Annotated in this window: 17 protein-coding genes and 2 tRNA genes; 11 read left to right on the top strand and 8 right to left on the bottom strand. The window is 44.8% G+C overall.

Going from position 1 to position 24795, the window contains the following annotated elements; translation table 11 throughout:
* Positions 1 to 48: 48 nt before the first annotated feature.
* The 3 genes from OH461_RS07240 to OH461_RS07230 are packed head-to-tail and all read right to left on the bottom strand — an operon-like array spanning position 49 to position 5372.
* On the bottom strand, positions 49 to 3093 hold the full coding sequence (locus OH461_RS07240) for an AAA family ATPase (RefSeq protein WP_270019962.1): 3045 nt from the start codon (positions 3091 to 3093) through the stop codon (positions 49 to 51).
* Complete coding sequence (locus tag OH461_RS07235; RefSeq protein WP_270019961.1) at positions 3093 to 4235, bottom strand: exonuclease SbcCD subunit D; 1143 nt, start codon at positions 4233 to 4235, stop codon at positions 3093 to 3095. Before OH461_RS07235 ends, OH461_RS07240 begins: the two co-directional genes overlap by 1 nt.
* A gap of 57 nt (positions 4236 to 4292) precedes the next feature.
* On the bottom strand, positions 4293 to 5372 hold the full coding sequence (locus tag OH461_RS07230; RefSeq protein ID WP_270019960.1) for a ketoacyl-ACP synthase III: 1080 nt from the start codon (positions 5370 to 5372) through the stop codon (positions 4293 to 4295).
* A 129-nt stretch (positions 5373 to 5501) separates the two neighbouring features.
* Between OH461_RS07230 and OH461_RS07225 the strand changes: the two genes are divergently transcribed.
* From OH461_RS07225 to OH461_RS07215, 3 genes are all read left to right on the top strand, one after another.
* Positions 5502 to 5978, top strand: coding sequence for a peptide-methionine (S)-S-oxide reductase (locus OH461_RS07225; protein ID WP_270019959.1), 477 nt, complete (start codon positions 5502 to 5504; stop codon positions 5976 to 5978).
* Positions 5979 to 6037: 59 nt separating this feature from the next.
* Positions 6038 to 6472, top strand: coding sequence for a thioredoxin TrxC (trxC, locus tag OH461_RS07220; protein ID WP_270019958.1), 435 nt, complete (start codon positions 6038 to 6040; stop codon positions 6470 to 6472).
* Positions 6473 to 6667: 195 nt separating this feature from the next.
* Positions 6668 to 7828: an MFS transporter gene (locus tag OH461_RS07215; RefSeq protein WP_270019957.1), complete on the top strand. Its 1161-nt coding sequence runs from the start codon at positions 6668 to 6670 to the stop codon at positions 7826 to 7828.
* An 81-nt stretch (positions 7829 to 7909) separates the two neighbouring features.
* Here the strand turns inward: OH461_RS07215 and OH461_RS07210 are convergent, their stop codons facing one another.
* A complete protein-coding gene (locus OH461_RS07210) occupies positions 7910 to 9325 on the bottom strand; it encodes a PAS domain-containing protein (RefSeq protein ID WP_270019956.1) in 1416 nt (471 codons plus the stop codon).
* Complete coding sequence (locus OH461_RS07205; protein ID WP_270019955.1) at positions 9322 to 12903, bottom strand: ATP-binding protein; 3582 nt, start codon at positions 12901 to 12903, stop codon at positions 9322 to 9324. Before OH461_RS07205 ends, OH461_RS07210 begins: the two co-directional genes overlap by 4 nt.
* Positions 12904 to 13038: 135 nt before the next feature.
* On the opposite strand from OH461_RS07205, the gene OH461_RS07200 reads away from it, so the two are divergent.
* The 3 genes from OH461_RS07200 to OH461_RS07190 are packed head-to-tail and all read left to right on the top strand — an operon-like array spanning position 13039 to position 16677.
* Entirely contained in the window at positions 13039 to 14715 is a 1677-nt protein-coding gene (locus OH461_RS07200) for a response regulator (RefSeq protein ID WP_270019954.1), read from the top strand.
* A gap of 1 nt (position 14716) precedes the next feature.
* Positions 14717 to 15934, top strand: coding sequence for a two-component system response regulator (locus OH461_RS07195; RefSeq protein WP_270019953.1), 1218 nt, complete (start codon positions 14717 to 14719; stop codon positions 15932 to 15934).
* 59 nt (positions 15935 to 15993) lie between these two features.
* Positions 15994 to 16677 carry a Crp/Fnr family transcriptional regulator gene (locus tag OH461_RS07190; protein ID WP_270019952.1) on the top strand — a complete coding sequence of 228 codons (684 nt, stop codon included), beginning with the start codon at positions 15994 to 15996 and terminating at the stop codon, positions 16675 to 16677.
* Here the strand turns inward: OH461_RS07190 and OH461_RS07185 are convergent.
* Positions 16661 to 17056 carry a nitrous oxide-stimulated promoter family protein gene (locus OH461_RS07185; RefSeq protein ID WP_270019951.1) on the bottom strand — a complete coding sequence of 132 codons (396 nt, stop codon included), beginning with the start codon at positions 17054 to 17056 and terminating at the stop codon, positions 16661 to 16663. The two genes, OH461_RS07190 and OH461_RS07185, sit on opposite strands and share 17 nt — an antisense overlap.
* 439 nt (positions 17057 to 17495) lie before the next feature.
* Between OH461_RS07185 and OH461_RS07180 the strand changes: the two genes are divergently transcribed.
* A complete protein-coding gene (locus tag OH461_RS07180) occupies positions 17496 to 19127 on the top strand; it encodes a methyl-accepting chemotaxis protein (protein WP_270019950.1) in 1632 nt (543 codons plus the stop codon).
* Between the two features lie 112 nt (positions 19128 to 19239).
* Positions 19240 to 20469 (top strand): alanine racemase, encoded by a 1230-nt coding sequence (gene alr, locus OH461_RS07175; RefSeq protein WP_270019949.1) that lies wholly within the window; start codon positions 19240 to 19242, stop codon positions 20467 to 20469.
* Between the two features lie 157 nt (positions 20470 to 20626).
* Here alr and OH461_RS07170 read toward each other — a convergent pair.
* A tRNA-Cys gene (locus OH461_RS07170) sits at positions 20627 to 20700 on the bottom strand.
* Between the two features lie 119 nt (positions 20701 to 20819).
* A tRNA-Leu gene (locus tag OH461_RS07165) sits at positions 20820 to 20906 on the bottom strand.
* A gap of 553 nt (positions 20907 to 21459) precedes the next feature.
* Here OH461_RS07165 and OH461_RS07160 point away from each other — a divergent pair.
* The 3 genes from OH461_RS07160 to OH461_RS07150 all read left to right on the top strand — a co-directional run bounded on the left by OH461_RS07160 (position 21460) and on the right by OH461_RS07150 (position 24694).
* Positions 21460 to 23067: a methyl-accepting chemotaxis protein gene (locus OH461_RS07160; RefSeq protein WP_270019948.1), complete on the top strand. Its 1608-nt coding sequence runs from the start codon at positions 21460 to 21462 to the stop codon at positions 23065 to 23067.
* Between the two features lie 299 nt (positions 23068 to 23366).
* A complete protein-coding gene (locus tag OH461_RS07155; protein ID WP_270019947.1) occupies positions 23367 to 23900 on the top strand; it encodes a YbhB/YbcL family Raf kinase inhibitor-like protein in 534 nt (177 codons plus the stop codon).
* A gap of 14 nt (positions 23901 to 23914) precedes the next feature.
* On the top strand, positions 23915 to 24694 hold the full coding sequence (locus OH461_RS07150) for a helix-turn-helix transcriptional regulator (RefSeq protein WP_270019946.1): 780 nt from the start codon (positions 23915 to 23917) through the stop codon (positions 24692 to 24694).
* Positions 24695 to 24795: the final 101 nt, after the last annotated feature.

The raw sequence follows: 24795 nt of genomic DNA, 5'->3' as shown, positions 1-24795 counted from the left end.
AGGGATGTTTGGGAAATTTTATACAACCAATATCATTTGTACCGAATACTAAGCAACGCCATGAAGTGAGATACGGCTGCCACTGCGATCAGCAGTGACATCCACTCTTAGCGACATCTGCTCTTTCAACTCACTAACGTGCGAAATCAAACCTATCGTTCGACCTCCCTGCTGTAAGTCGATTAGAGTTTGAATGGCTAGATCGAGTGATTCTGGGTCGAGGCTGCCAAAACCTTCATCAATAAACAGCGTATCAAGGCGAATACCGCCGCTGTATGATTGAACAACATCCGAAAGGCCAAGCGCCAAAGCCAGTGCCGCCATAAAGGACTCACCACCTGACAAAGTGGCGACATCACGCAACTTACCTGAGTAACCATCTTCCACCAGCAGATCAAGACCAGAGCCTGCATTGCCTTTCGCGCGCTCTTCTTTGCGACGTAACTCGTAACGCCCTTTACTCATCTTGCGTAAACGTTGAGAGGCTTGAATCAATACATCATCAAGCAGTACACCAAGCACGAAACGGTGCAAACTCACTTTGGCGCCTGTTCGGCCATTAGCAATGTCACTTAACGTGCCGATCACCTGATACTCTTGCTCTAACGCTTGGTTTTGTTTGTACAGCTCGGTCAATCGCAGCTCAACTTTGTGAAGGTTATCGTACTGAGATTTAAACTGTGTGAGCATATTTAGCGCCTGCTGATGCTCTTGTTGTGCGACAACTACCGCTTGTTCAAGCACTTCAAGGTTAGGCGACTGCTGATCCACTAAATCTTGTTCCAATGCCGAAAACGCACCTTTTAAACTTGCCAGTTGTTCCGCGTATTGCTGCAACTGCTGTTCTATCTGCTCCATTTGACTTTGACTCAGCTCTGCATCAACAAGCCCTTGTTCATCATCAAATTGGCTATCACTCAAAGCTTGCTGCCATGCTTGCTGAGCGATCTCGTCTTTATGCTTTGCTTCTTGCAACTGCTTATTGAATGCATCGGCTTGTGTTTGGCTGGTAATTAATTGACTTTGCGCTTGCTCATAAGCAGTCTTAGCAACGCTCTCTGCCTGCTGTAGTGAGAGAATCTGTTGCTGAGTTTTTTGCTGCTCCGCCTGCACATATTGGCTATCTTGCTGACTTAACTCGACATCTTGCATCAAAGTATTCAGAGCTGATTCAACAGAAGCTAAGCGCTGCTTGTCTTCAACCTGCTTTTTCTCGCTCATCACAAGCTGCGACTTAAGCTGACTAAACTGTTGTTCCGAACTGTTTAACTGCGCGTTAATCTGCTCGATATTGAGCTGTTCTAGCTTGTTTATCTCAACCATTAACTGAGCGAGTTCTTGCTGCCATTGCTCTATCGACTTGGCGCCGTCACTCAGCTGTTGTTGCCAACCTTTGACTGCTTGTTCTACTTTAGCAACGTCCATCTGCGCTTGCTGCAAAGCTTGGCTAGCTTGCTCTTGCTGATTCAGGCGTAGCTGCTGCTCTGCACGCGCATCATCGACTTGCTGTTTAGTAATCACTTGCTGGGCAAACTCGGCGGGATTTGGGTGCTCTTTGCTACCACATACCGGACATGGCTGACCAAGCTGCAACGTTTGTGCAAGTACCGCCGCTTGTGCTGAATGCCACGTGTATTCAAGCTGGTCAGCACTGCGTTTGGCCGCCTCAGTTTGTTGTACAGCAAGCTGGTATTCGCCCTGCTTTTGTTGATGAATTTGCTGCAACTGCTGAGCAGCTTGTTGCGTGTTCGCCAATTCATTACATGCGTGGATTTGCTTTTCTATCGCGACGCGTTGCTGAACCATGGCTGGTAATGCAGCCATTTGCTCCTTACTGGTTTGCAAATGAGTTTGCTGCGCTTTGATTTGTCGATCCAATTGCTCAAGCTGTTGAGTGACCTGATTAACGTCCAACTCTGACTGTTTACACGCATTCTGTGCAGTGACCAAATGCGCTTGCTGCTTGTCGCGCTCTGCCAAGCGTTTCGCCACTTCCTGCAAGTTGAATAACTGCTGCTGAAGCGTTGGTACTGCTTGCACGGACTGCGTCGCTTGCTCTAACTTGGCTTGCGCGGATTGTTGAGCCTCTCGCTGGGTAACAACCGTCGCTGCCGCTTGCTGCGTTTGCAGGTCTAACTGTTTTAATGTCTGAGCGCATTGCAGCTTGGTATTGTATGGCAATTTAAGCTCTTGAGCTGCTAACGCATGCTTGCGCTGTAATGCCAAACTGTCCATCTCAGGCTGCTTATCTTGCAGTTGTTGTACTTGCTGGCTCAACTGCTCACGGCGGACAAATTTCGCTTGCAGGTCTGATGCAGATTTATGAGTCGCTTTAGCTTGCTCTAGCACTTTAGCTTTACTGCTTGTCGCAAATTCTGCTTGTTCTAGTTGCGGTGCTAAGTCTTGAAGTTGCTGCTTTAGCTCATCTTCTGTCGCAACGCTCGCTACGTCCAGAGCGCCCTTAATTTGATTATCAAACTCATCCTTTGAGCGTCGAATATGAGCGGCCTTTTCAAACAGAGCACGCTCAATGGCAACGTAGATATGAGTTTGGAACAACTGACCGAAGATCTGTTCGCGCTCTTTAGAATTGGCAATCAATAACTCACGGAACTTACCTTGTGGTAGCACCATGACCTGACGAAACTGTTTTACATCGAGTCCAATCAGTTCCACTACAGCTTTTGCCACCGGAGTCGGCTTATTGGCAATCAGCTGTTCTTCACCGTCTACCAACTGGAACAGGATTGCGTTGTGAGCTTTTTTTGTCGTCCCTTCGCCACGCTTTTTAGGCACTTGCTGCTCAGGAGAGCGCACCACGCGATATTGGTTTTGTCCTAAACTGAAATCAAAACTCACCTCGGCCAAAGCGTCAGCACTGGCGTGATCACATCGCATTTGATCGCCGGTTCGTTCGCTACCGGTCGTTTCGCCATACAAAGCAAAACAGATAGCATCAAGAATCGAACTTTTACCCGACCCTGTTGGGCCATTAATAAGAAAGAGTGGCGCATGGCCCAACGCAGTAAAGTCAATTCGCTCTTTGCCTGCAAAAGGACCAAACGCTTGAATAGTGAGCTTCAACGGCGTCATTATTTGCTCTCCTTATCGGCAGAAAGCTGCTGAATAATGTCGGAAATCGCAGACTCTTGCTGCTCAGTCAACGATTCCTTTTTCGCTTCTAAGAAGAAGTCTTTAAACATATCGAGCTCGCCACGCGCTAACCGTGCTTTACCTATTTCTTGGTCAACACCTACTAACATACCCGGCTTTTCAAGATGCAGTACATTAGGGTAAACCTTACGTAATTTATCCATCGGATCTAAGATGGCGTGTTTATCTTGTAGGCGAACTAATAAGTAGTCGTGTGCGTTAGGATCGGTTTTACCTTGCTGTAAGATCTCATCCATCTCCCCTTCTACGATACGCATCTGATGTGGTGCGATAAGAGGAATGTGCGTAACCGATTTAAAACCGTTCTCATCAAGCTCAACAAGGCTCATGCCTTTATTATGATACTGCTCAGAGAAGCTGTACTTCATTAAAGAGCCAGAGTAGCGAATGTACTCTTCACCCTTTTTCTGTGGTTGATGCAAATGACCTAGCGCGACATAGTCAAACTCAACAAAATGTTGATGACTAACTTGCTCTGACCCGCCAATCGAAAGTGGGCGCTCAGATTCAGATTCAATCGCGCCATCCATGAAGCAGTGGCTAATCAATACGTTCTTTTGCTCGGTATTGCGTTGCTCTAATATCAAGTTTGCCAAGTATTGATGCGCTTGGTCATGATCAGAGACGCTTTGCTGATAATGATGGCGCACTAATTCTGGGTCGTTGTAAGGCATGCCATAAAAAGCCACCTCACCGATGTCGCTGTTGATGACTACAGGTTTAAGCATATCGTCAAAACTGGCAATGATGTGCAAACCCGCACTTTTCATTTGCCCAGCACCAAACGCTAAACGCTGAGCACCATCATGGTTACCGGAAATAAGAATAATAGGTAGGTTTCGCTCTGCGCATACCTTAGCGACGAATTGGTCAAGCAGTTGAATGGCGGCAGTCGGCGGTACTGAACGATCGTAAATGTCCCCGGCTATCACTAAAGCATCGACCGGATTTTCATCAATATATTGGACAATTTGCTCAAGTACAGCTCGCTGATCATCAAGCAATGAGACATTGTGAAACTGACGGCCTAGGTGCCAATCTGAGGTATGAAGAAACTTCATTTGCGCCCTTATTCTTATCGTTAAGGGCGCAATAATAGCATTCTAAAATGTTGCTAACTATCGGCTTTTACACTGAGTAATCGCATTTTCTAGCAGTAGCAAAGCGGTTTGTTCACAAGGCGGTAATTGAGCATCGCTTGTTTCTAGAGGTGTCACGCGTTGACCCCAACGAACATGACCCGCACCCCATGTTAAACCTGCACCAAATGCTGCCAAAAGTAAGTTATCACCCGGCTTCACTTTACCCTGCTCTAGCGCTTCACAAAGCGCAATCGGTACTGTCGCCGCAGAGGTATTACCGTAGTTCTGGATGTTTACAAACGCTTTATCCTGCGCAATACCCGCTAAGTCACACAACGTTTGAATGATGCGAATATTGGCTTGATGCGGAATCACGACATCCACTTGGTCAGTCGTTAATTGACTACGAGTTAGCACACTGTGCGCTGCCGCGCCCATCCCTTTTACTGCACGCTTGAAGATTTCTTTACCAACAAAATTGAAATCCCAATGGCCATTATCAGCCGCAAAGCGATCCATTGACGTACCAAATTTAGGTACTGCCAAAATATCACGACCTTGCGAATCACAACCGAGCTGAGCGTTTTGTAAACCCACTGGCTGGTCGGTCTTACTGAGGATCGCTGCACCTGCGCCATCACCAAATAGCACTGCCGTGTCACGCTGTGTCCAATCGATATAGAACGACAAACGCTCAGCACCAATGATTAACGCATTTTGATAATTACCAGCCTGAATCAAACGCGTTGCAGTTTCCAATGCATAAACAAAGCCTGTACAAGCAGCGTTCAAATCAAATGCTGTCGCACCTTGAATGCCAAGGTTTTGCGATACTTTTGACGCAATATTAGGGATAAGTGAATCCGGAGAACACGTTGCCACTATAATCACATCAATGTCTTGAGCAGTTAATCCTGCACAAGCGATGGCATGCTTAGCGGCAACCGTCGCCATGTCAGATGTTTCTACATGACTAATGCGACGATTTTCAATCCCCGTTCGAGTGCGAATCCACTCGTCGGAAGTATCTAAAAAGGTACTTAAGTCATCATTAGAGAGCGTTGCTGGCGGAACACATTTTCCCCAGCCGGTAATTTCGGCGTAATAGTTGGTCATTGAGAGCCTTTACTTTTTATCATTTATCCCCAAATAGTATATATCTGAGTGGTGCATAGCAATATTCACCCCTATAGCAATATTAGTACAGGCTCGTGGAGTCACTGAAACAGAGGATCGGACGTTGTAATGGAAGAAGTGTATTTTGCGGGAGGTTGCCTATGGGGTGTACAGGAATTTATGCGCCACTTACCCGGCGTGGTGGAAACTGAAGCAGGGCGAGCCAATGGCAACAGCACCTCAACCAATACACCTTACGATGGATACGCGGAATGCGTGAGGACGGTTTATGACCCTAACCAAGTGTCATTAACCCAGCTCATCGGCTACTTTTTCGAAATCATCGATCCTTATAGTATCAACCAGCAAGGTAACGACGTCGGCGAGAAGTATCGTACGGGTATCTACAGTCGCAAACCTCAGCACCTTGAAGTCGCGCAGCGATTTATCGCTGCATGTGAAGACAGTGACAAAATCGCTGTAGAAGTCATTGCTCTTAGCAATTACGTCAAGAGCGACCCTGAGCACCAAGACCGTTTGACTCTACGCCCTGATGATTACTGCCATATTCCGCTAGATTTACTGCACAAATACAAACAACAATAACCTTAAATAAGAGATGGAAACGCTCAAATCCATCGCATAAGCAATTAAAGAGAGAAGTCATGTCAACATTTAATACCCGATGCCCATCTTGCTCTGGGGTGAACCGAGTACCCTTAGAGCGCGTTTCAGAGAGCCCAAACTGCGGAAAATGCCAACAGCCGCTTCTTGATGGCGCACCTATTGAAGCGACGGAGTTGAACTTTGCCGCTCTAATGAACAGCGAACAGCCTGTCGTTGTCGATTTTTGGGCCCCTTGGTGTAACCCTTGTGTTGGATTCGCGCCAGTCTTTGAAGATGTCGCTCAAGAAAGGGCAGAAAATGTACGATTTGTAAAAATAAACACGGAAGACCAACAAAATTTAGCGATGCAACATCAGATTAGAAGCATTCCAACCATTATGGTATTTAAAAACGGCAAAAGAGTAGATGTCATTAATGGCGCACTACCAAAAAGCCAATTTAATCAATGGCTAAACGAAGCTTTGACCAAATAAAACTATCTTTATAACGCACAATCTTAAGCCGACAAACTGCTTGTTTTGTCGGCTTTTTCATATAAATAGTCAGCAAAAATGACGATAAAAAACATTAATCGTCATGAATAAAACTTTTCGTTTTACCAAAACCCTCTAATTGTCCATAGTCGCCGCAAATCCCCCCTAAAATATATTCAACTTGAGGCAAAGACATTGGAAAACACTCTAGCTCCTGCACCTAAAGCTCGCATCGCAGTACCTGTTATCGCGTTAGCTCTTTATGCGGTAGCGTCTGGCTATTTAATGAGCTTAATTCCGCTAATGCTTCCACACTATGGTTTGGACGGCAGTTTAGCGAGTTGGCTAGCCAGTGTGTTTTATGCCGGCCTGCTTGTTGGCGCGATGGTGATTGAACCGCTAGTAAACAAAGTGGGTCACCGTAATGCTTTCATTTACTGCCTTTTGGCGTTTATTGCGACAATTGTTGTGCTACCAACGATTGCTTCAGCATCAGCGTGGTTAGTGGCTCGCTTCATCGCAGGTATCGCTGTTGCAGGTGTATTCGTGATTGTAGAATCTTGGCTACTTCACGGTGACGAAAGTGCGCGCGCAAAACGTTTAGGTCTATACATGGGCTCACTTTACGGTGGTAGCTCACTAGGTCAACTTGGTATTGGCTTTTTGGGTATCACAGGTAGCGTGCCATTCATCGCGATTTTATTGCTACTTAGCTTAGCGATTGTTGTGCTGTTCTTTGGCCGTTCTGACCAACCAGAATCTGGCCACAGCGCGACCTTGTCACTAAAGCAAATGACCAAACTAAACCATGCTGCAATCATTGGTTGTATTGTTTCTGGTTTAACCTTGGGCGCAATTTACGGCTTAATGCCAGTAGAGCTAAGCAATCGCGGTATCGCTCATGATGATTTAGGCGGTTTGATGGCGTTAATCATTTTGGGTGGCATGGCCGTACAACCAATCGTACCTTGGCTTTCTAAGTTTTTAGGTCGCACACTGTTGATGGCTCTGTTTTGCTTATTAGGTGTCGCATCGATCAGCCTAGCCGCTTCAGATAGCAGCATTCATCTTTTGGGCGTGAGCTTATTTGTACTAGGCATGGCAGTGTTCGCCATTTACCCAGTTGCGATCAACTTAGGCTGCGATAAGCTTGACCCAAGCTACATTGTTTCGGTAACGCAAGTCATGCTATTTAGCTACAGCATTGGTTCAGTGGCTGGCCCAGTGATCGCGGATAGCTTTATGTTAGGCACTCAAGGGCTACTGGGTTACTTATTTGCAGCTTTGCTTGCTACTTGCGTGTACATGCTACTAGCAAGTATCAAGGGCAAACGCCAAGCAATGGCTGGCGAATAAGCCAATTGGGGCTTTCCTGAAATAGACTCCAACAATGACAAAAGGGCGCTAAGCGCCCTTTTCTGTTTCCTTGACCGATGACTATTCACACAACTTGCACGCTTTCATGCCACGATTACATCGTTTGGTACTGTTAATACGAATTACCACCACAGATGTCGACTCACTGCCCCCAGCCCTGTTGAGATCCACTGGCTGACAAATAATATCGCACGAGTAACAGACATTCTTACGGCCTAACACATTCAGCCTGAGCGTTCGCTCAACACGGTGGCCCATCATGTTAGTTTTGTACAGCCAACTAGAGAAAGTCTCATGCTGCTTATCTCGAGTAGTGATGTACATTTCGATCGGTTCGCCGAGTAATTTTTTCTCTTCAAACCCGAGCCATTCACATGCCGCTGGGTTTAGGTACTCGATTTCACCATCGATATTGACCGTAATAATCACATCGCCGATCGCATCCACCAATTGCTCGCTAAAGCGGTTTTGTCTTTCAATATTGTCGTAGAGATGCCTAAATCGTTGATAGATTTCGTCTAGCTCTGTAGGTAGGTTAGTTAACTCTTGATTCTTAAAGCCCGACTCATCAGTGATCATTTCAGCTACTTTAGAGGCTGGAATCATTACAAACTGACGGATCATGACCCATGCAACCAAAATGGTCGCGAAGATAAACAAACAGACACTGACCGCGACAATCCAATGATCGCTGATCTGTTTTTCCAATGGGAAATAGACCACAAAGCTGGCTGGCTGAACCACACCACTGGGTAAGATGGCTCGGTATTCAATTTTGATGTCTCGTGCAGTGGCAGCAATATCATGCACGGAAATTTCTACCCCACTTGAATAGCTCACCCGCATTAAGCGGCGACTCGCCGATGTGTATTGAATATCGAACTTGCGCCCTAGCTTTTGGCTAATTTCAGCGACATGCTGTGATGTCACCTCTTTGAACATGGTGAGTTGACCAGCAGAACCATCACGATTGACACCGAGTAACTCATAAGAGCTGTATAGAAATATTCGGCCATCGACAAAGATGAATCCATGGTCACGCGCCATTTCGTATGGGCTATCCATCACTGGCACGAACATATCCACCATCGATTTAAACAGATGATTGGCCGTTTTTGAGTTGGAATAAACTTCTCTACCCCCAACATCCTGTACAAGCACACCAGTGATACCAAACTGCTCTAAATGACGACTTTCGATAACACGGCTTAAGCCATACAGGTTGCGATATTTGGTATAGCTGTAAACCGTATTACTAGTTCGTAAGAATTCGCTTTGCTTGTTGATTTTGAAAAACTCATCTTTTACCAAGCCAAGCACTTGGTATTTGTAGTTTTCTGCAATCTGGTTCTTCCAATATTCTCGCTCACCATTTAGCGCCGTTAATGCAGTTGCACCCGCGACAAACGCCACCACTACCGCGACGGAATAAATTACCCAGCGAATCGTTACATCGAGTGAGGAGCGTATTTTCATGCGGCTACCGTCTCGCAATATTGCTCAACCTCTTGAGCAAGCACCACAAGATGCTGCGATATGTATTCCACACGCTCTGCTGCAAGCTCTGTGTTGTTATCAGCGCTGGCATGCTCGAGATCTTTCGCCACTTCAGAGATGGCTTCGCTACCTAGGTAAAGTGCACTACCCTTAATTCGATGAGCCACATCTTTTAACTCTGGAATATCGTGTTTGTTCCAAGCGCCGTTCAGTTCATCGATGTCCTTTTGATAATTAGACAAGAAAGACTCCAGTATTTCTTTGGCAATATCCATATCTTCTCCGCTCATCATTAGTACCGCAGTCGGAGTAAAGGAAATGTATTCTGGGAATAAACTTGGGGCTTCCAGTTCTGGTTCTTCAAGGGCTTCAAATAGATCTTCAACATCATTTGCCAACGGTTCAGGCTCAGCACTGCTGATGTTTTCTAGTTCAGCTAACAGGCTCTCTAGTGAACTATCTGCAGGTGCGCTGCTACTTGGTTGCTCGTCGCTTACCACTTCATCATCCCACTCGATATGCTCAAGTGGTGGCTGCGAGGCCGTTTGATATTCGTCTTGCGGGTTAACCTCTTCCCCTCCATCAAGCCACTCAATATCAATCTGTTCAGTTGTGACTGTATCTTCTAACTGTGGGGTGACCGATTCAAACTCATCAAGCCAACTCAGATCATCATCTTGCTCCGAGGCTAAATCAATTTGAGCGAGTTCGACTGATTCATCGGTGTCTAATGTCGCTGCCACGCTATTCAGTTTGGCTTCTAATACGTCAAGTGGGCAAGGCTTAGAGATATAGTCATCAAAACCAGCAGAGAGACAACGCTTCGCTGCGCCACTCAGCGCATCGGCGGTAATTGCGATCAGATGAGGCTTACCTTCGATGCGCTGTTCTGCAATCTTCCCCGCTAAGGTAAAACCATCCATCTCTGGCATATGGCAATCTGACAGTACCACATCATAATGGGTGCCGGACTGATACATTTTGTACGCGATTGCACCATTTTCAGCACTATCAAATTCCACACCCAGACGTTTTAGCTGACCACCAATCACCTTACGGTTTACTTCGTTGTCTTCGGCAAAGAGCACTCGTAAGGTAGTGAGATCTTTGCGCGCAAAGTTTTGTGGTGATTGAACTTCTTCTTCGCCATTTGCGGTTTCAATAATCACTCTTTGCACTGGCAACATGATATTGAACAAACTGCCGTGACCAAGCACAGAGCTCACTTTGATCTCACCGCCCATTTCATCGACAATTTCTTTACTGATGCTCAAGCCAAGGCCCGTACCACCAAAGCGACGTGTAATATCGCCATCTGCCTGAACGAATGGATCAAAAAGGCTACCCAGCTTTTCTTTAGAGATACCGATGCCGCTATCGCGCACTTGGAAGCTCAGCAAATCATACTGATTGCCAAACTCATCTTGACGATAGTTTTCCGCAATCATCTGAGCACTAAGCTCAACATAACCTTGTTCAGTAAACTTAATTGAGTTGGAAACTAAATTGTTCAGCACTTGCATTAAACGTGTTGAATCGCAGTAGTAGCTAGCGTGAAGCTGAGAATCGAGTCGACTATGCAGAACCAACTCTTTTGCCTGTGCTTTATGGCGGAAGTTCCCTTCCACACCGGAAAGCAGCGTTGAAAGATCGCAAGTAATGCTTTCTAAAGTCAGTTTACCTGCATCCATCTTAGAGAAATCGAGCACATCGTTGAGCAGCGCCATTAAATTACGCGCCGAACCATTCAAGGTATGCAGCAAATCGGCTTGTTCTTGATCTAACTGGGTAAATGACAGCGCTTCAGCCATTCCCAATACGCCATTCATCGGTGTACGAATCTCATGGCTCATCCGCGCAAGGAAGTCTGATTTCGCCAACGCCATATCTTCTGCTTGGCGTTTTGCGGCTTCTGCTTCTTGCAGTGCTTTTTCTAAAATGGCCTGAGCCTTGGCTCTTTTCTTCAACTGATTGCGATAAAAGACAAGCGCAATCACCACGAGAATCGCAAACGATATACCGACATACAATGACTGGCGGAAAAGTCGCTGTCTTTGCTGTTCTTGATAGTTCGCTTCAACAGCGCGCTGCCATTTTTGACCAATTTCTTGTTGGAAGTTATCACCAAGAACATGGATACCAAGGTTAAGAAAATCTCGCCAACTTTGTTGGTTTTTCGCCAGTGCTATACGTGGCCACAACTCCTCTTTTACATCTTGAGCGATGTGTATTTTCAAACCGTAAAGATTTTTCTTATCCACCAAATAAATACTGTTAAGCAATTTACCGACAAAAGCATCGGCGCGCCCTTCCGCTACCGCTTGAATCGCCTCTTCCGCGGTATCTACATAGATAATTGGGCTACTTGGCAAGATACGTGCAACGATGTCGTTTTCATGCAGGCCGCGCACCAACGCAATACGCAGGCCAAGCAGCTCTGAAATGGCGTAATAGTCCGTTTCGCTGATGATGCCAATCGAGGCTTTATCAATGTCACTGGTAAAGTCTAAGGCAACTGAGCGAGATTCCGTTTTAAACACGCCGGGGAACAAATCGACTTCGTGGTTTTTAACTGCGTCTAGAGCCTCTTGGAAGGAGCGGTAAGGCTGACCAATAAAGGTGATACCTAAACGATCAGAAATGAGGTTAAGCACATCGATGGTGTAACCTTCAAGTTCGAAGTTATCACTAATGAAATACGGTTCTTCACCATTTTCGATATAGGCGTAAGTCAGAAACGGCTTATCAACCAATAGCCATTCTTGCGCTTCAGTCAGTTTCTGGTGGTAGTTACCGATAACCAATTGAATGCTATTGTTATGCCCCTTATTTACCCCTTGCCAAATTTCACTCACAACCGATTGTGAGGTCATTCGAATACCACGGTTAATATCTCGCATTAGCGCACGTTGTTTATCGAGTGTTTTTACGCGTAGCGGAACACCGTGATATTGCTGCTCTAGAATGAAGCTATTTTCTAGCCCCCTCTCTTTGAGTTTTTGCGCAATCTGATCAGTACTCCATGAGTAGATATAGTTGACGTAACGCGCATTGCTTAGGGTGTTGTCGAGATCGTTGTTGTGGTAAACCAGATGCTGTGAATAGTTAAAGTTTTTAGGAAGAAGAGAGGAAGGAATATCCAAAGCAACTGGACGGCCCTTGTGGCGGTCGCCAATACGTTCATACAATGCAGCACCCGTATAAGCAAATGGAATACTATACAAAGCACCTTCACCGTTTCTCGCTGAAGCGCTAAAGCTAATGGCATCAACCTCACCTGACTTTAGCTTCGCCGCCAACATGGTATATGGCTCGCGGAGGATGGTCACATCATAGCTATAACGCGCCCCCCATACTTGCCAATACTGAGTCATGAATTCAGCAAGACGTTGTACACTTTGCGAATCAGGATAAACCGTACTGGCATCCTCTGAAGCGGGAATACCTATTGTTATCGCTTTCTGAAAAGATTGCGCGAGAGCACCAGTACTAGTTAGCACTGAGCCAAATAAGATAAGAGACAAAGTCAATAAACGACGTACAACAGAGTTCAACACAAGCTCGACACCTCTTGGCTATTTAGAGTTACAGTATATTGCCCCAATAAAAAGGTTTCTGTTCTTTAAAGAACAGACTTCTGTATAAAAATAGAAAATAATGTTCGCGTTTCATTTTGTTGAATTTGGTACTGCATGTTTACCGATAAAGCTGCCCTAAATCGCCCTGTTTTGATCATCGACGATAGCCCTATGTATCGCACTGCCGCAAAAGGCATGCTGCAAAAACTCGGCTACTCATCACCGACGATCGACTTCGCGCAGGATGCGAAAGAAGCCATCTCTAAATGTCGAACAAACAACTACTCTTTGGTGTTTTTTGATTACAACTTGGGTAAAAAGGCGAATGGCTATCAACTCATTGATGAGCTGAAACAAAAACAGCTTCTACCCCCTGATTGCGTTAACATCATCGTGACGGCAGATTCCACTCCAGAAGTGGTGCGCGGGTTTATGGAACTGGAGCCAGACGGCTACCTTCTTAAGCCACTTAACTACACCACGCTTAAAGAACGTTTACCGCAGTTTTCCAATAAAAAGCGTCACCTTGGCGATGTGATGACCATCATTGGCAACCAAGATTACCAAAAAGCAATTGATGTCATTGATCAAGCATTCTATAAACAAGACGACATCATCGTCCGCTCTCAGATCCTGAAAGCACAAGCGTTAATCGGTCTTGGAAAGCTAGATGAAGCGCGTAACATTCTAATTAACGTCAAAGATTCTCCTGAGCAATCCTCGGTTAATTTACAACTGGCGAAACTAGCCTTCGACCAACGCCAATACAAACAAGCGATTTTCCTTGCGACACAAGTCAAGCAAGATGCCTTCCGCTCTGCGCAAGCTCATGAATTGTGCGCCGAAATTTATGCAGCACAATCTCAGTACGAGCAAGCTGTAGACGAAGTGGAAGCCGCGCTGGCTATCTCGCCTAAGGTCATTGAACGTCATTTAAAACGTATTGCTTACAACTTAGCGCTGTTTGATTTAAAAAGTGCGATTTCTTCGATTGTCACGATGCAGGCTGAAGTAAAGAACTCGTTCCGCGATAATGTCGACCACTACGTGTTAGGCGCATCGATTACGCTCGACCAAGCGCAATTCCAATCCAATGAAAATCGTGATGTTCATATTGCGTCAGTTGCAAAACTCGTTGACCAGTGGCGTCAGCAATTTGTTCGCGATGAATATAAAGCATTTGAACTGCTTTTGTTTAGCCGTGTGTATCATCTCAAGAGTGACTTCCAAAAAAGCCGAGCTTACTTTAAGCAGTATTTAGACCTGCTAAGCGAGCAGCCTGAGCGTGAAATTACCTTGTATGAAAAAATCGAACTGACCAAGGCGTCGTTTGCTGTGCACGACACAGACCAATATCGCGCCGCAGCAAAACAGGTGACCGAACATCTAAGAAATGCGGGCCATAGCCCTTTAAATCAGCCGATCTTCAGCTACTTCCAACAATACCGAAGTAAAGCAGAACAAGGCTACGCACATATTGTGAAAGTGAAAGAACACGCCAAGCAATATATTGCGTCTAAACATTTTGAAAAGGCTTCGATGCTGCTCAGCAAAGCGGTTTCTAGCAATGTCGTGGATTCAGAGATTTGCTTGCTCACCATGGAAGTGTTGACGCAATCTTGGCCGCTCAATTGGAACCGCAACCAAGTGCTTCGCTACGCACTATTGTGCAAAGAACATTTGCACGGCACTAAATACGAAAAGACCAAACGCTTTTACAAAGCATGTGACACCTTAGCGAAACAGCTAAAATATTCAGACTTAAGAGTGACTGGTTCACTATCGGTATAATATGACACTGAAACATATCCTGATCCTTGAAGATGAGAACTTCCACGCCACGATTTTACAAAAGCTCGTGTGCAGTGTCTGCGATGCCGATGTATCGGTGGTTGCCAACGGTCGTGAAGCATTAGCCCATCTAGAAGTACGACAACCTGACATCATCTTTGTCGACCTCTGCATGCCTGATATGGATGGCGTCGAGTTTATCCGTCACATCGCCCAAACCAAACTGCGCCCATTTATTGTGCTGACTAGCAGCATGACCAATGACGTGCAAAATGCGGTGATCGATATGTCTCACTCATACGGATTTGAACCCATTTCGCGTATTTGTAAACCTGTAAGTAAAGAGGCCGTCAGTCAAATCATCGATCATTGGCAGCATCAGTTTCAAAGCCAGAGCAACGTTACTCCAGTAAAAATGATGCAAGTAAATGAAGAGCACGTTCGCTACGCGTTACTGCATGATGAATTTGAACCATTTTTCCAAGGTCATTACTGCGCCAAAACCGGTAAACTGATAGGTGCAGAAGCGCTGGTTCGTTGGCGTCACCCAGAGTTTGGGCTCATCCCACCGGATCGATTTTTACCAATCGTAATAGAGCAAGGTTTAAGTTACGCGCTCAGTTGTAAGATGCTGCGTTACAGTGTGGAAGAAGCGGTAAAATGGCATCGTGCAGGTCAGCACATTAATGTTTCGATCAATATTTCACCGTCTGACATCGAAAAGGATGACTTTGCAGATAAAGTGCTGCAAATCATCGAACAAGCGCGCTTCCCGGCGAACAAGTTAACCTTAGAAGTGACCGAAGTGGAAGTCACTAAAGATTTAGCGCGTTCACTTGATAACACAAGTCGATTGCGCATGCGCGGCGTGACGCTTTCTATCGATGATTTTGGTACTGGCTATTCGTCGATTAACCAATTAATCAGTAGTCCATTCAGCGAACTTAAAATCGACCGTTTATTTATCGATAAAATGTCGACTAGCCACAAGCATTTTGCCGCGCTCCAATGCATCATCAATTTAGCGCAAAGTTTAGAACTACGTATGGTAGCGGAAGGGATAGAAACCCAAGCTCAAGCGAAAATGTTGGCTAAACTTGGTTGCCATAGCCTGCAAGGCTATTACTTCAACAAACCAATGTCGGCGGAAGCGTTTTTTAACTCTTGTGTCCTCACACAATTGAAACCTCACTCCAAAGCTAATTCAGTAACTGTTTGATTATTTGCTGCTTTGCGAATTACACTTAGTTAACGATACTGTTAACTAAGTGCTCGCGATTGGATACTCTACACCACACCATACAATGGCCGTGCGAACTGCCTACCGAAACCAAAGATGCAATAGTGCTTTGTGCGATTCGCGCTAGCCAGTTCCCCATAGCCAAATCTGAAGCCAAATCAGGTGGTGTCACCTACCTCAAAAAAGGCATTATCGCGATTACCTTTGGTAACGAGAACACCAATACCATGAACTCAGGTATCTATGGTGAAGGCAGTTGGCTTGGTAGCTCGATGATCAACCAATCCGTGCATTTGCATGCTTCCATTGAAGAGCTTGAACCCGTGGAAGTCATCTACTTTCCTAAGGAACGGCTCGATGCACTGGCAGCAACGGATCCATTTGTCTATAAATGGCTCTATCATTGCAGCGTCAAAGCGCAGCAGCAATGGCTTTTTGCCCAGATAACCTCGTTACATGATAGGCAAACCCGAGTCGTATTTACCCTATTGGAAATTGCTAGGCTCATGAAAACCGTAAAAGGCAGCTTTATTAAAGTCAGCGCATCCCAAAAACAACTCAGCGCCATTACGGGTATATCCAGACCACGGCTTAACGAGGTGTTAAAGATGTTAGAGTCTAGCGGCGAGATCAGTATTGAGCGGGGTTCGATTCACCTAATTGATCCTGCAAAGCTACAACAACGGCTTACCGTGCTCGATGGCACTATTCGCTTGAATTGAGTTTTCTAATATGGCGATTTGATTGATTTGGTTTAGGCTTGTGCGGCACCTCTTTGCGCTCGTGCAACAAGTGTCGAATCGCCAACCAAGGATGTGGCAACAGCATTCTAGGCCCAGAATAACGCATCACTAGGCGCATTTGCTCTTTCGGTTCAGGCTTATAGCAATGAATTGGACATTTATTACACGTAGGCTTATTCTGTCCATAAGGACAGCGATCTAAGCGAACCTCTGCATAATCAAGGAGCTGCTGACACGACTCACATAGGCCACTTCGGCTACCGTGATGGGAACGGCAATATATTTGAACCATATATGTGACGGTTTTAAATTCTGTCAGCAATTCACCCGATAGAACTTGAGAAAATGGTTTCCGCATTGAAATGTTGCCTATTGATATAATAGTAACTCTATTCTATTGCTAGAAAAGAAAAATACTTTGATATAGGTAAAGCTAGCACGGCTTATATTAATATTCTCGGCTATAACTCGAGTAAGCTTCGCCTAAATCATGCGGTTTCAAAATCCCGCTATGCCACTAAAATCATAGTTCGTTACACTTTATCGAAATCACTCTAAAACGCCCGCCACATATAACTCCAACCGCAATAAAAGCACTTATTTTGACAATGAGAACTGGTCTTACCTTTTAAAAATCATTGACATAGATTATTTGTATTAAAATTTAAACAGACTATCGAAACTGACTCAAATCAGTGATACATTACCGCCGTTGCATACAAAATAGTGACCAATATCACACATAAAAATAAAGTTAGCTTACGCAATATATTTAAAAATCGAACCAGGTAATCACGATGTCTATTACAAACCTTTCTATAGCCAAGAAGATTTCACTCTCATTCTTGCTTATAGCCCTTATTAACATTGCTTTTGGTGTGTTTCTATCTTCTGAACTGAAAAACATTAAATCAGAGCTGCTGAACTACACCGACGACACTTTACCCGCGATGGAACGCGTTGACGCTATAAGGGACAATCTATCGAGTTGGCGTCGTGGACAATTTGCTGCTTTTACTTTCGATGAACCACACCGAGTACAAAGCATTATCAAGAGTAATATTGAAACCCGCCATGAAATTGCTAAAGAGCTTGAGGCTTACGGTAAAACTGTATGGCCGGGTGTAGAGAAACAAACTTTTGATCTGCTAATGCGTAATTGGGATAAATACCTAATCACCATGGATCAGTACAACGCTGCCATGCTCAACAATGATAAAAAAACAGCGCACCCTATCCTAACCAACTCACTTGGCCAATTTGAGTCTGTCGATCGTGAACTCGGTGAACTGATCGATATCTTAAAGGGCGCAATGGATAGCAATAAAAACAACATTCTTGCGTCCGTTAATGGCCTAAGTAGCTCTTCAATTGTGAGCAATATTGTCATTATTGGCATCATGGTGGCGATGACACTGCTACTAACCAAGCTGATTTGTGGCCCACTAAAACTTGTGGTTGAGCAAGCTCACGCGATTGCGACCGGTGACCTATCAAAAGAGATTAATCGCAAAGCGATTGGTAACGATGAATTAGGTGAACTGGCTGACGCAACGAGCAAGATGCAAAATGACCTGCGCCAAATCATTGATAATGTGATTGCCGCAGTGACCCAACTGAGCAGTGCAGTCGACGAGATGAACCAAATCTCAGAAATTTCAGCAACAGGCATGAAAGATCAACAAGCGCAAATCACGCACATTGCTACGGCGATGACAGAAATGAAAGCCGCTGTAGCTGATGTTGCTCGCACAACGGAAAACACGGCGTCACTTTCTAATGAAGCGAACCTACGTACTCAAAGCGGTGTTCGTGAAACGCAAACCATGGTTGATTCAATCAATGAAGTGGCGAACGTTATCGGTAACGCAGGTGACACAGTTTCTGAACTTGAGCAGCAGTCGCATAAGATCAATGTTGTGGTAGACGTGATTCGTGATATCGCTGACCAAACCAACCTACTGGCACTGAATGCTGCAATTGAAGCTGCGCGTGCTGGTGAATCTGGTCGAGGATTTGCAGTAGTAGCCGATGAAGTTCGTACCCTTGCTGGCCGTACACAAGATTCTACTAGCGAAATTACTGCGATCATTACTGAGCTGCAATCTCTTGCGGTTGATGCGAAATCAGCAACTGAGTTGTCACGCACCAGCATCACCACCTGTGCCGATCAAGGCTTGCAGTCAAAGCAACTGATGAGCAATATCGAAGAGTCTATTTCTGAGATATCAAATATGGGCACTCAAATTGCCACAGCTTGTAACCAACAAGACCTTGTTGCAGAAGAGCTAAACCAAAGCATCGATAACATTCACTTTGCTTCTCAAGAAGTCGCACAAGGCTCAGAGCAAACGGCACAAGCTTGTCGCGAGCTTAGCCAACTGTCTGTGTCGTTAAAAGATGTAATGAGCCGCTTTAAACTAAGTTAACGCTTAGCCTATAGCCACATCAGACTCAACACTGATTTTTACGAGGGTTCTCAAACAGAGCCCTCGATTTTTCATTCCCCCCGACAATAACTCGAACGCGTATGGAGAAATTATGCGTCTAAACAAAACTCTACTATCCATTGCTATTGCCGCTGCGACATTAGCCCCTACTCTACAAACCGTTGCTGCCCCATTAGCGCTAAACAGCACAGCTCAACAACAAGAGCAAATTCAAGCTGCTAACGCATGGTTAGAAGTCAGCCTTGGTCAGTTCTCTGCCAATATTGAGCAATTTAAATCTCATATCAATAAAGACAGCAAAATTTGCGCAGTAATGAAGGCAGATGCTTACGGCAATGGTATTGAAGGCTTGATGCCAACCATTATTGAACACCAGATCCCTTGCGTTGCTGTCGCAAGTAATGCAGAAGCAAAAACGGTTCGTGATAGCGGCTATAAAGGCCAGCTAATGCGTGTTCGCTCTGCTGACATTGGTGAAATCGAAAGCGCGTTGCAATACAACATCGAAGAACTCATTGGCAGCGAAGCGCAAGCTCAAGCACTGTCTAAGCTGGCCAAGAAAGCAGGTAAAGAAGTTAAGGTTCACCTTGCACTTAACGACGGTGGTATGGGCCGTAACGGTGTTGACATGTCGACTGACGCTGGCAAAAAAGAAGCCGTAGAAATCGCATCTCAAGATGGTGTGGCGATCGTGGGCATTATGACTCACTTCCCTAACTACAACTCTGACGACATTCGCGCGAAACTTAAGTCATTCAAACAAAACGCAACTTGGTTGATTGGTAACACGGATCTAGAGCGTGACGATGTACTTCTTCACGTTGCTAACTCTTACACTGCTTTAAACGTACCTGAAGCGCAGCTTGATATGGTTCGCCCTGGCGGCGTTTTGTATGGCGATCTGCCAACTAACCCTGAGTACCCTTCTATCGTATCGTTCAAAACTCGTGTCGCTTCACTGCACGATCTGCCAGATAACGCGACTGTAGGTTATGACAGCAGCTTTACAACAACGAAACCAAGCGTGGTTGCGAACCTGCCTGTCGGTTATTCAGATGGTTACCCACGTAAGATGGGCAACAAAGCTGACGTATTGGTGAACGGTCAACGTGTTAAAGTAGTGGGTGTGACATCAATGAACACCACAATGATCGACGTGTCTGGCGTTAAAGGCGTTAGTGCTGGTGATGAAGTGGTACTATTTGGCGTTCAAAAAGGTGAAGCAATCACAGCCTCTGAAATGGAAAACCATGCTGAACTGATCTTCCCTGAACTTTACACTTTCTGGGGTAACGCAAACCCACGTATCTACGTAAAGTAAATCAGTATTAGCTTGTTGCTAGTTAGCACTTTTCAAAGCGAGCCATGTGCTCGCTTTTTTTGTATCTAAAGTATCGAAACTTAACTAATATTCTGAATTTCGGGCACAAAAAAACCAGCTTTCGCTGGTTATCTTTTCATTCTCATCAAGATGAGGATGGAGGCGCGTCCCGGAGTCGAACCGAGGTCCACGGATTTGCAATCCGCTGCATAGCCACTCTGCCAACGCGCCTAAATTTGCTCTCGCTAGATGCAAGTTTGATGGTGCTCCGACCGGAATTGATGGTCCGACATTTCGGCCGGCCAACGTGTCGACGAAGTTTTAATCTCACACATCTTTCAAATTGTTGATGGTGCCCCGGGCCGGACTTGAACCGGCACAGCGCGAACGCCGAGGGATTTTAAATCCCTTGTGTCTACCAATTCCACCACCAGGGCAACGCAATCATGCGATGGTAACACCATCATCCTCTCGGCTTTGCCTTGAGAACGGTGCGTACTTTACCGGATTCATTCTTGTGGTCAACTATAATTTTGCCATTATTTATCAGTCGGTTACTTTAAACCCAACTCGATCACATCACACTCATAACTGGTAGCAAAAACCACCAACCTTTTTTCAAAATCCCTATGTATGCGCCCAAGCTCTCAAAAAGGATCACAACGATTCATCAAGCAACACATTGATGCCAATTATCAATATTTACATGCCATTTTCGTAAATTAAGTTTTCTATCAGCGTAAACAAATCTAAACCAACCCATTTATTTAACACCAAATCGCTTCAAACCCTTACCAATTGGTGCTCTGTATCTTTCATTACAGTTTCAATACGCATTGAATCCGATCTCATTTTGCCCGACTAAAGCAACATCAACGGGTGCTTTTGATTTATATCATAACTTGGAAGCATTGAGATTCTATTATACGCAACAAGAACTATAAGAATATTTTTGTTTATAGAAAGCCTTGATTCATAAATGGAATGATTATGACAACCGAAAATAAAGATTATAAATTGAGTGAAGATGCGGCACTCAACGATGCATCTTTGAATAAAGACTATTCATATGCTGCCAATTTAATTTCTACGACCGATCCATCCAGTTACATCACCTATGCTAACCACGAGTTTTGCGACATTGCTGGTTATCGTCAGGAAGAACTATTGGGCAAACCCCACAACGTCGTTCGCCACGCAGACATGCCTAAACCAGCCTTCGCACAAATGTGGCAATACTTACAATCTGGTAACAGCTGGATGGGGCTAGTAAAAAACCAGTGTAACGATGAAAAGCACTATTGGGTTTCGGCATTCGTTACCCCAATCAAAGACGCTGAAGATAATATTATTGAGTATCAATCTGTTCGCTCAAAGCCTCAACCAGAGCAAGTTGCTAGAGCGCAATCTCTGTATAAAAAGCTTCGTGAAGGTAAAACACCTCGTCTTCAAAGAGTTGGATTCCACACACTTTCGCTTATTGTAAGCGCGTTATTATGTTTAACGGCATTTGCTCATGCGGTACTACAACCACACTGGCTAGCATTCTGCCTTCTAGCACTTTCACTGCTTATGATTTGTGGTATTGGCTATCAATTCACCCGCTTCAAACGTATGCAAGAGCTATCCAAACAAGCTTACGACAACCCTTTGATGGAAAAGGTGTACACAGGTAAGTTTGACGACTACTCGCAAATGGAATTAGCATTAATGATGCGCAAAGCCGAGTTACGCGCAATCACAGGCCGTGCCACTGAAACCTCTGGGCATATTCTTATCTCCGCTGAAGATGAATTCGGCACAATTCAAACCATCGATCAAAGTTTAAGCCAGCAATGCGCCGAAACAGAACAAGTGGCGACGGCCGTGGAAGAGCTCACTCACTCTATTGCTGAAGTGGCAAACGCTGCATCGGCTGCCTCTATGGTTGCAGAGCAAGCCAACGAACAATCGGCGATTGGTTTAGAGAGTATCGAATCTACCATCGGAGAAGTGAACGTACTGGCAAGCGAGTTAGCGCAATCTCAAACTATTATCAATCGTTTGGCGCAGGACACGCAGAAAATTGATGGCATTTTGGAAGTGATCACCGCGATCTCAGAGCAAACAAACCTATTGGCACTTAATGCCGCGATTGAGGCCGCTCGCGCTGGTGAAGCGGGCCGAGGCTTTGCTGTCGTTGCCGATGAGGTGCGTAACCTTGCTTCAAAAACCGGCTCTTCTGCTAGCGAGATTCATTCCATGATTCGTGGTCTACAAGAAACAGCCGCTAACGCAGTAAGTGCGATGGACCAAGGTATCGAACTCTCTAGCCGCTGTAAAACTCGTGCAGATGAGACTGGCGAAGTCTTGAGAAACATCTCGAATCAACTGAATGGTGTAACCGATAGCAGCCATCAAATTGCTACTGCAGTGGAAGAACAAGCCTCTGTCACTCAAGAGATCAACCGTAACATTACCAACATTAAGCAACTTGCTGATGAAACCTCACAAACATCGCATAGCTCTATTGATAGAACCCGTGAACTGGTCGACAACATTGAAGCGATGCAGCGCTTGATGAAACAATTCCAAGCGCAAGAGACTAAGAAAGCCTAAACGTACAGGCTCGATTATATGGCTCGCTATCGCGAGCCTTTTTTTCGTCTAAAGACTCAAGTTGTGGAGATGACTTAGTGCAAAAATGCGGAGTGCAAAGTACCTCAATGATTTAATAACCTTTACGATTCCAAAGTCTAAAAACAATCAACTGGTCTTCCCTTTTGATTGTTAATACAAACCAGAAATACACAAAAGTTTCAAAAGAAATCACATAAATCAAAATGTGAAACTTACTGTTAAGCTTGGCTTTCAAATTAAACGTAGACTTAACTCGAACTTTGAAAGGAAACTCAACTATGAATGTATTCACTAAGTCTATATTGGCACTCAACCTATGTACCGTTTTTGCTGCTCAAGCATTTGAGCTAACCAGTTCTGATATTCAAGAAGGTCACCCAATGGCCAAGACCTTTGAATATCAAGGCTGGGGATGCGATGGCGATAATTTATCTCCTCAGCTTTCATGGAAAAACCCACCAGAAGGAACAAAAAGTTTCGCAGTAACTGTTTATGACCCTGATGCGCCGACAGAAAGTGGTTTTTGGCATTGGGTTGCATTTAATATTCCCGCCTCTGTTCGAGATCTACCTCGTGGAGTCGATATTAATAAACTAGGCGGTCAAGAAACTCGCATTGATTACAATAGCGTAGGATTTGGAGGGGCGTGCCCACCTGTTGGTGACGGAATGCATCGCTATCAATTTACTGTCTGGGCATTACCAACTGAAAAATTAAACCTTTCACAAGATACACCCGCTGCTGTCGTGGGCTTCAACTTGAATATTATGGCTTTAGATAAAGCTAGGTTAACGGCAACTTACACAAAATAAACTTAGGGGGAGTGATGAGTAATCTGTATCAAGTAACACCATTTCGGGCTGAACAATTACAAAAGCTTCGAAACGTAAGAATGCACTCCCCTTGTATTATCCAAGTTGTCTCTGGAAGTAAGCGCCTGTTTTGGAGAGAGTCTGCGCTGGCTTTAACTCCTTCAAACTTATTGCTTTGCGAAGCTGCGAGTTCATTGAGCTTCGAGAATCTACCAAGCAAAGGACACTTTCTCTCTAGAGTGTTCAGTTTTCATTACCCACCATGTGATGCCACCCTTGATCTGAGTAAGCACAATGCGACCAAATCACCATCGCCAATATATGGTACAGACAAAGCTTTAGAGGTTACGCTAGATCTTTTATCTACTTTAGCTCTTCGTCTCTTTAGTCAAGATACGCAGATTTTTTGGTTAAATGCCTTATATCAACAACTTGCGGAGCGTGGCATTCTGCACCACTTGTTTTCCAAAACAGACATCCCTTTTAGCCAGCGCTTAAGTCGCTACCTTGCGCATAACCCGAGTGATGAAAACACTCTTGAAACATCAGCTCAGCATTTCGCAATAAGTCGCTCAACGTTGATCAGAAAACTAAAGCAAGAAAACACCAAGTACAAAGATGTATTAATTGAAGTTAGGCTCAATCATGCCCTGTACTTAATGCAAAATGACACACGAAATATCGCAATGCTTGCGCAAATGTGTGGCTATCAATCTGAAGGGCGCTTTAGTCAGCGCTTTAAGGAAAAGTTTGGCATAACGCCTAGTGAATACCTAAAAACAATCACCAATTAAAGGTATAAGATCGCGAGTTGATAAGGTAGAAAATATTGAGCTACAGTTTTATATCTCTAAAACAACAAAGCCCCAGCATTTCTGCTGGGGCTTTGTCGAAT

This window comes from Vibrio sp. LaRot3, from assembly GCF_027587025.1.
In the GTDB taxonomy this organism is placed as follows: Bacteria; Pseudomonadota; Gammaproteobacteria; order Enterobacterales; family Vibrionaceae; genus Vibrio.
The sequence above is the reverse complement of the archived record's forward strand: the minus strand, read 5'-3'. Positions and strand labels throughout refer to the sequence as shown.

Bases quoted from the DNA above. Each gene is read 5' to 3' on its own strand.
- OH461_RS07240 (WP_270019962.1), bottom strand. From the start codon at position 3,093: ATGACGCCGTTGAAGCTCACTATTCAAGCGTTTGGTCCTTTTGCAGGC.
- OH461_RS07235 (WP_270019961.1), bottom strand. From the start codon at position 4,235: ATGAAGTTTCTTCATACCTCAGATTGGCACCTAGGCCGTCAGTTTCAC.
- OH461_RS07230 (WP_270019960.1), bottom strand. From the start codon at position 5,372: ATGACCAACTATTACGCCGAAATTACCGGCTGGGGAAAATGTGTTCCG.
- OH461_RS07225 (WP_270019959.1), top strand. From the start codon at position 5,502: ATGGAAGAAGTGTATTTTGCGGGAGGTTGCCTATGGGGTGTACAGGAA.
- trxC (WP_270019958.1), top strand. From the start codon at position 6,038: ATGTCAACATTTAATACCCGATGCCCATCTTGCTCTGGGGTGAACCGA.
- OH461_RS07210 (WP_270019956.1), bottom strand. From the start codon at position 9,325: ATGAAAATACGCTCCTCACTCGATGTAACGATTCGCTGGGTAATTTAT.
- OH461_RS07200 (WP_270019954.1), top strand. From the start codon at position 13,039: ATGTTTACCGATAAAGCTGCCCTAAATCGCCCTGTTTTGATCATCGAC.
- OH461_RS07195 (WP_270019953.1), top strand. From the start codon at position 14,717: ATGACACTGAAACATATCCTGATCCTTGAAGATGAGAACTTCCACGCC.
- OH461_RS07185 (WP_270019951.1), bottom strand. From the start codon at position 17,056: ATGCGGAAACCATTTTCTCAAGTTCTATCGGGTGAATTGCTGACAGAA.
- OH461_RS07180 (WP_270019950.1), top strand. From the start codon at position 17,496: ATGTCTATTACAAACCTTTCTATAGCCAAGAAGATTTCACTCTCATTC.
- alr (WP_270019949.1), top strand. From the start codon at position 19,240: ATGCGTCTAAACAAAACTCTACTATCCATTGCTATTGCCGCTGCGACA.
- OH461_RS07160 (WP_270019948.1), top strand. From the start codon at position 21,460: ATGACAACCGAAAATAAAGATTATAAATTGAGTGAAGATGCGGCACTC.
- OH461_RS07155 (WP_270019947.1), top strand. From the start codon at position 23,367: ATGAATGTATTCACTAAGTCTATATTGGCACTCAACCTATGTACCGTT.
- OH461_RS07150 (WP_270019946.1), top strand. From the start codon at position 23,915: ATGAGTAATCTGTATCAAGTAACACCATTTCGGGCTGAACAATTACAA.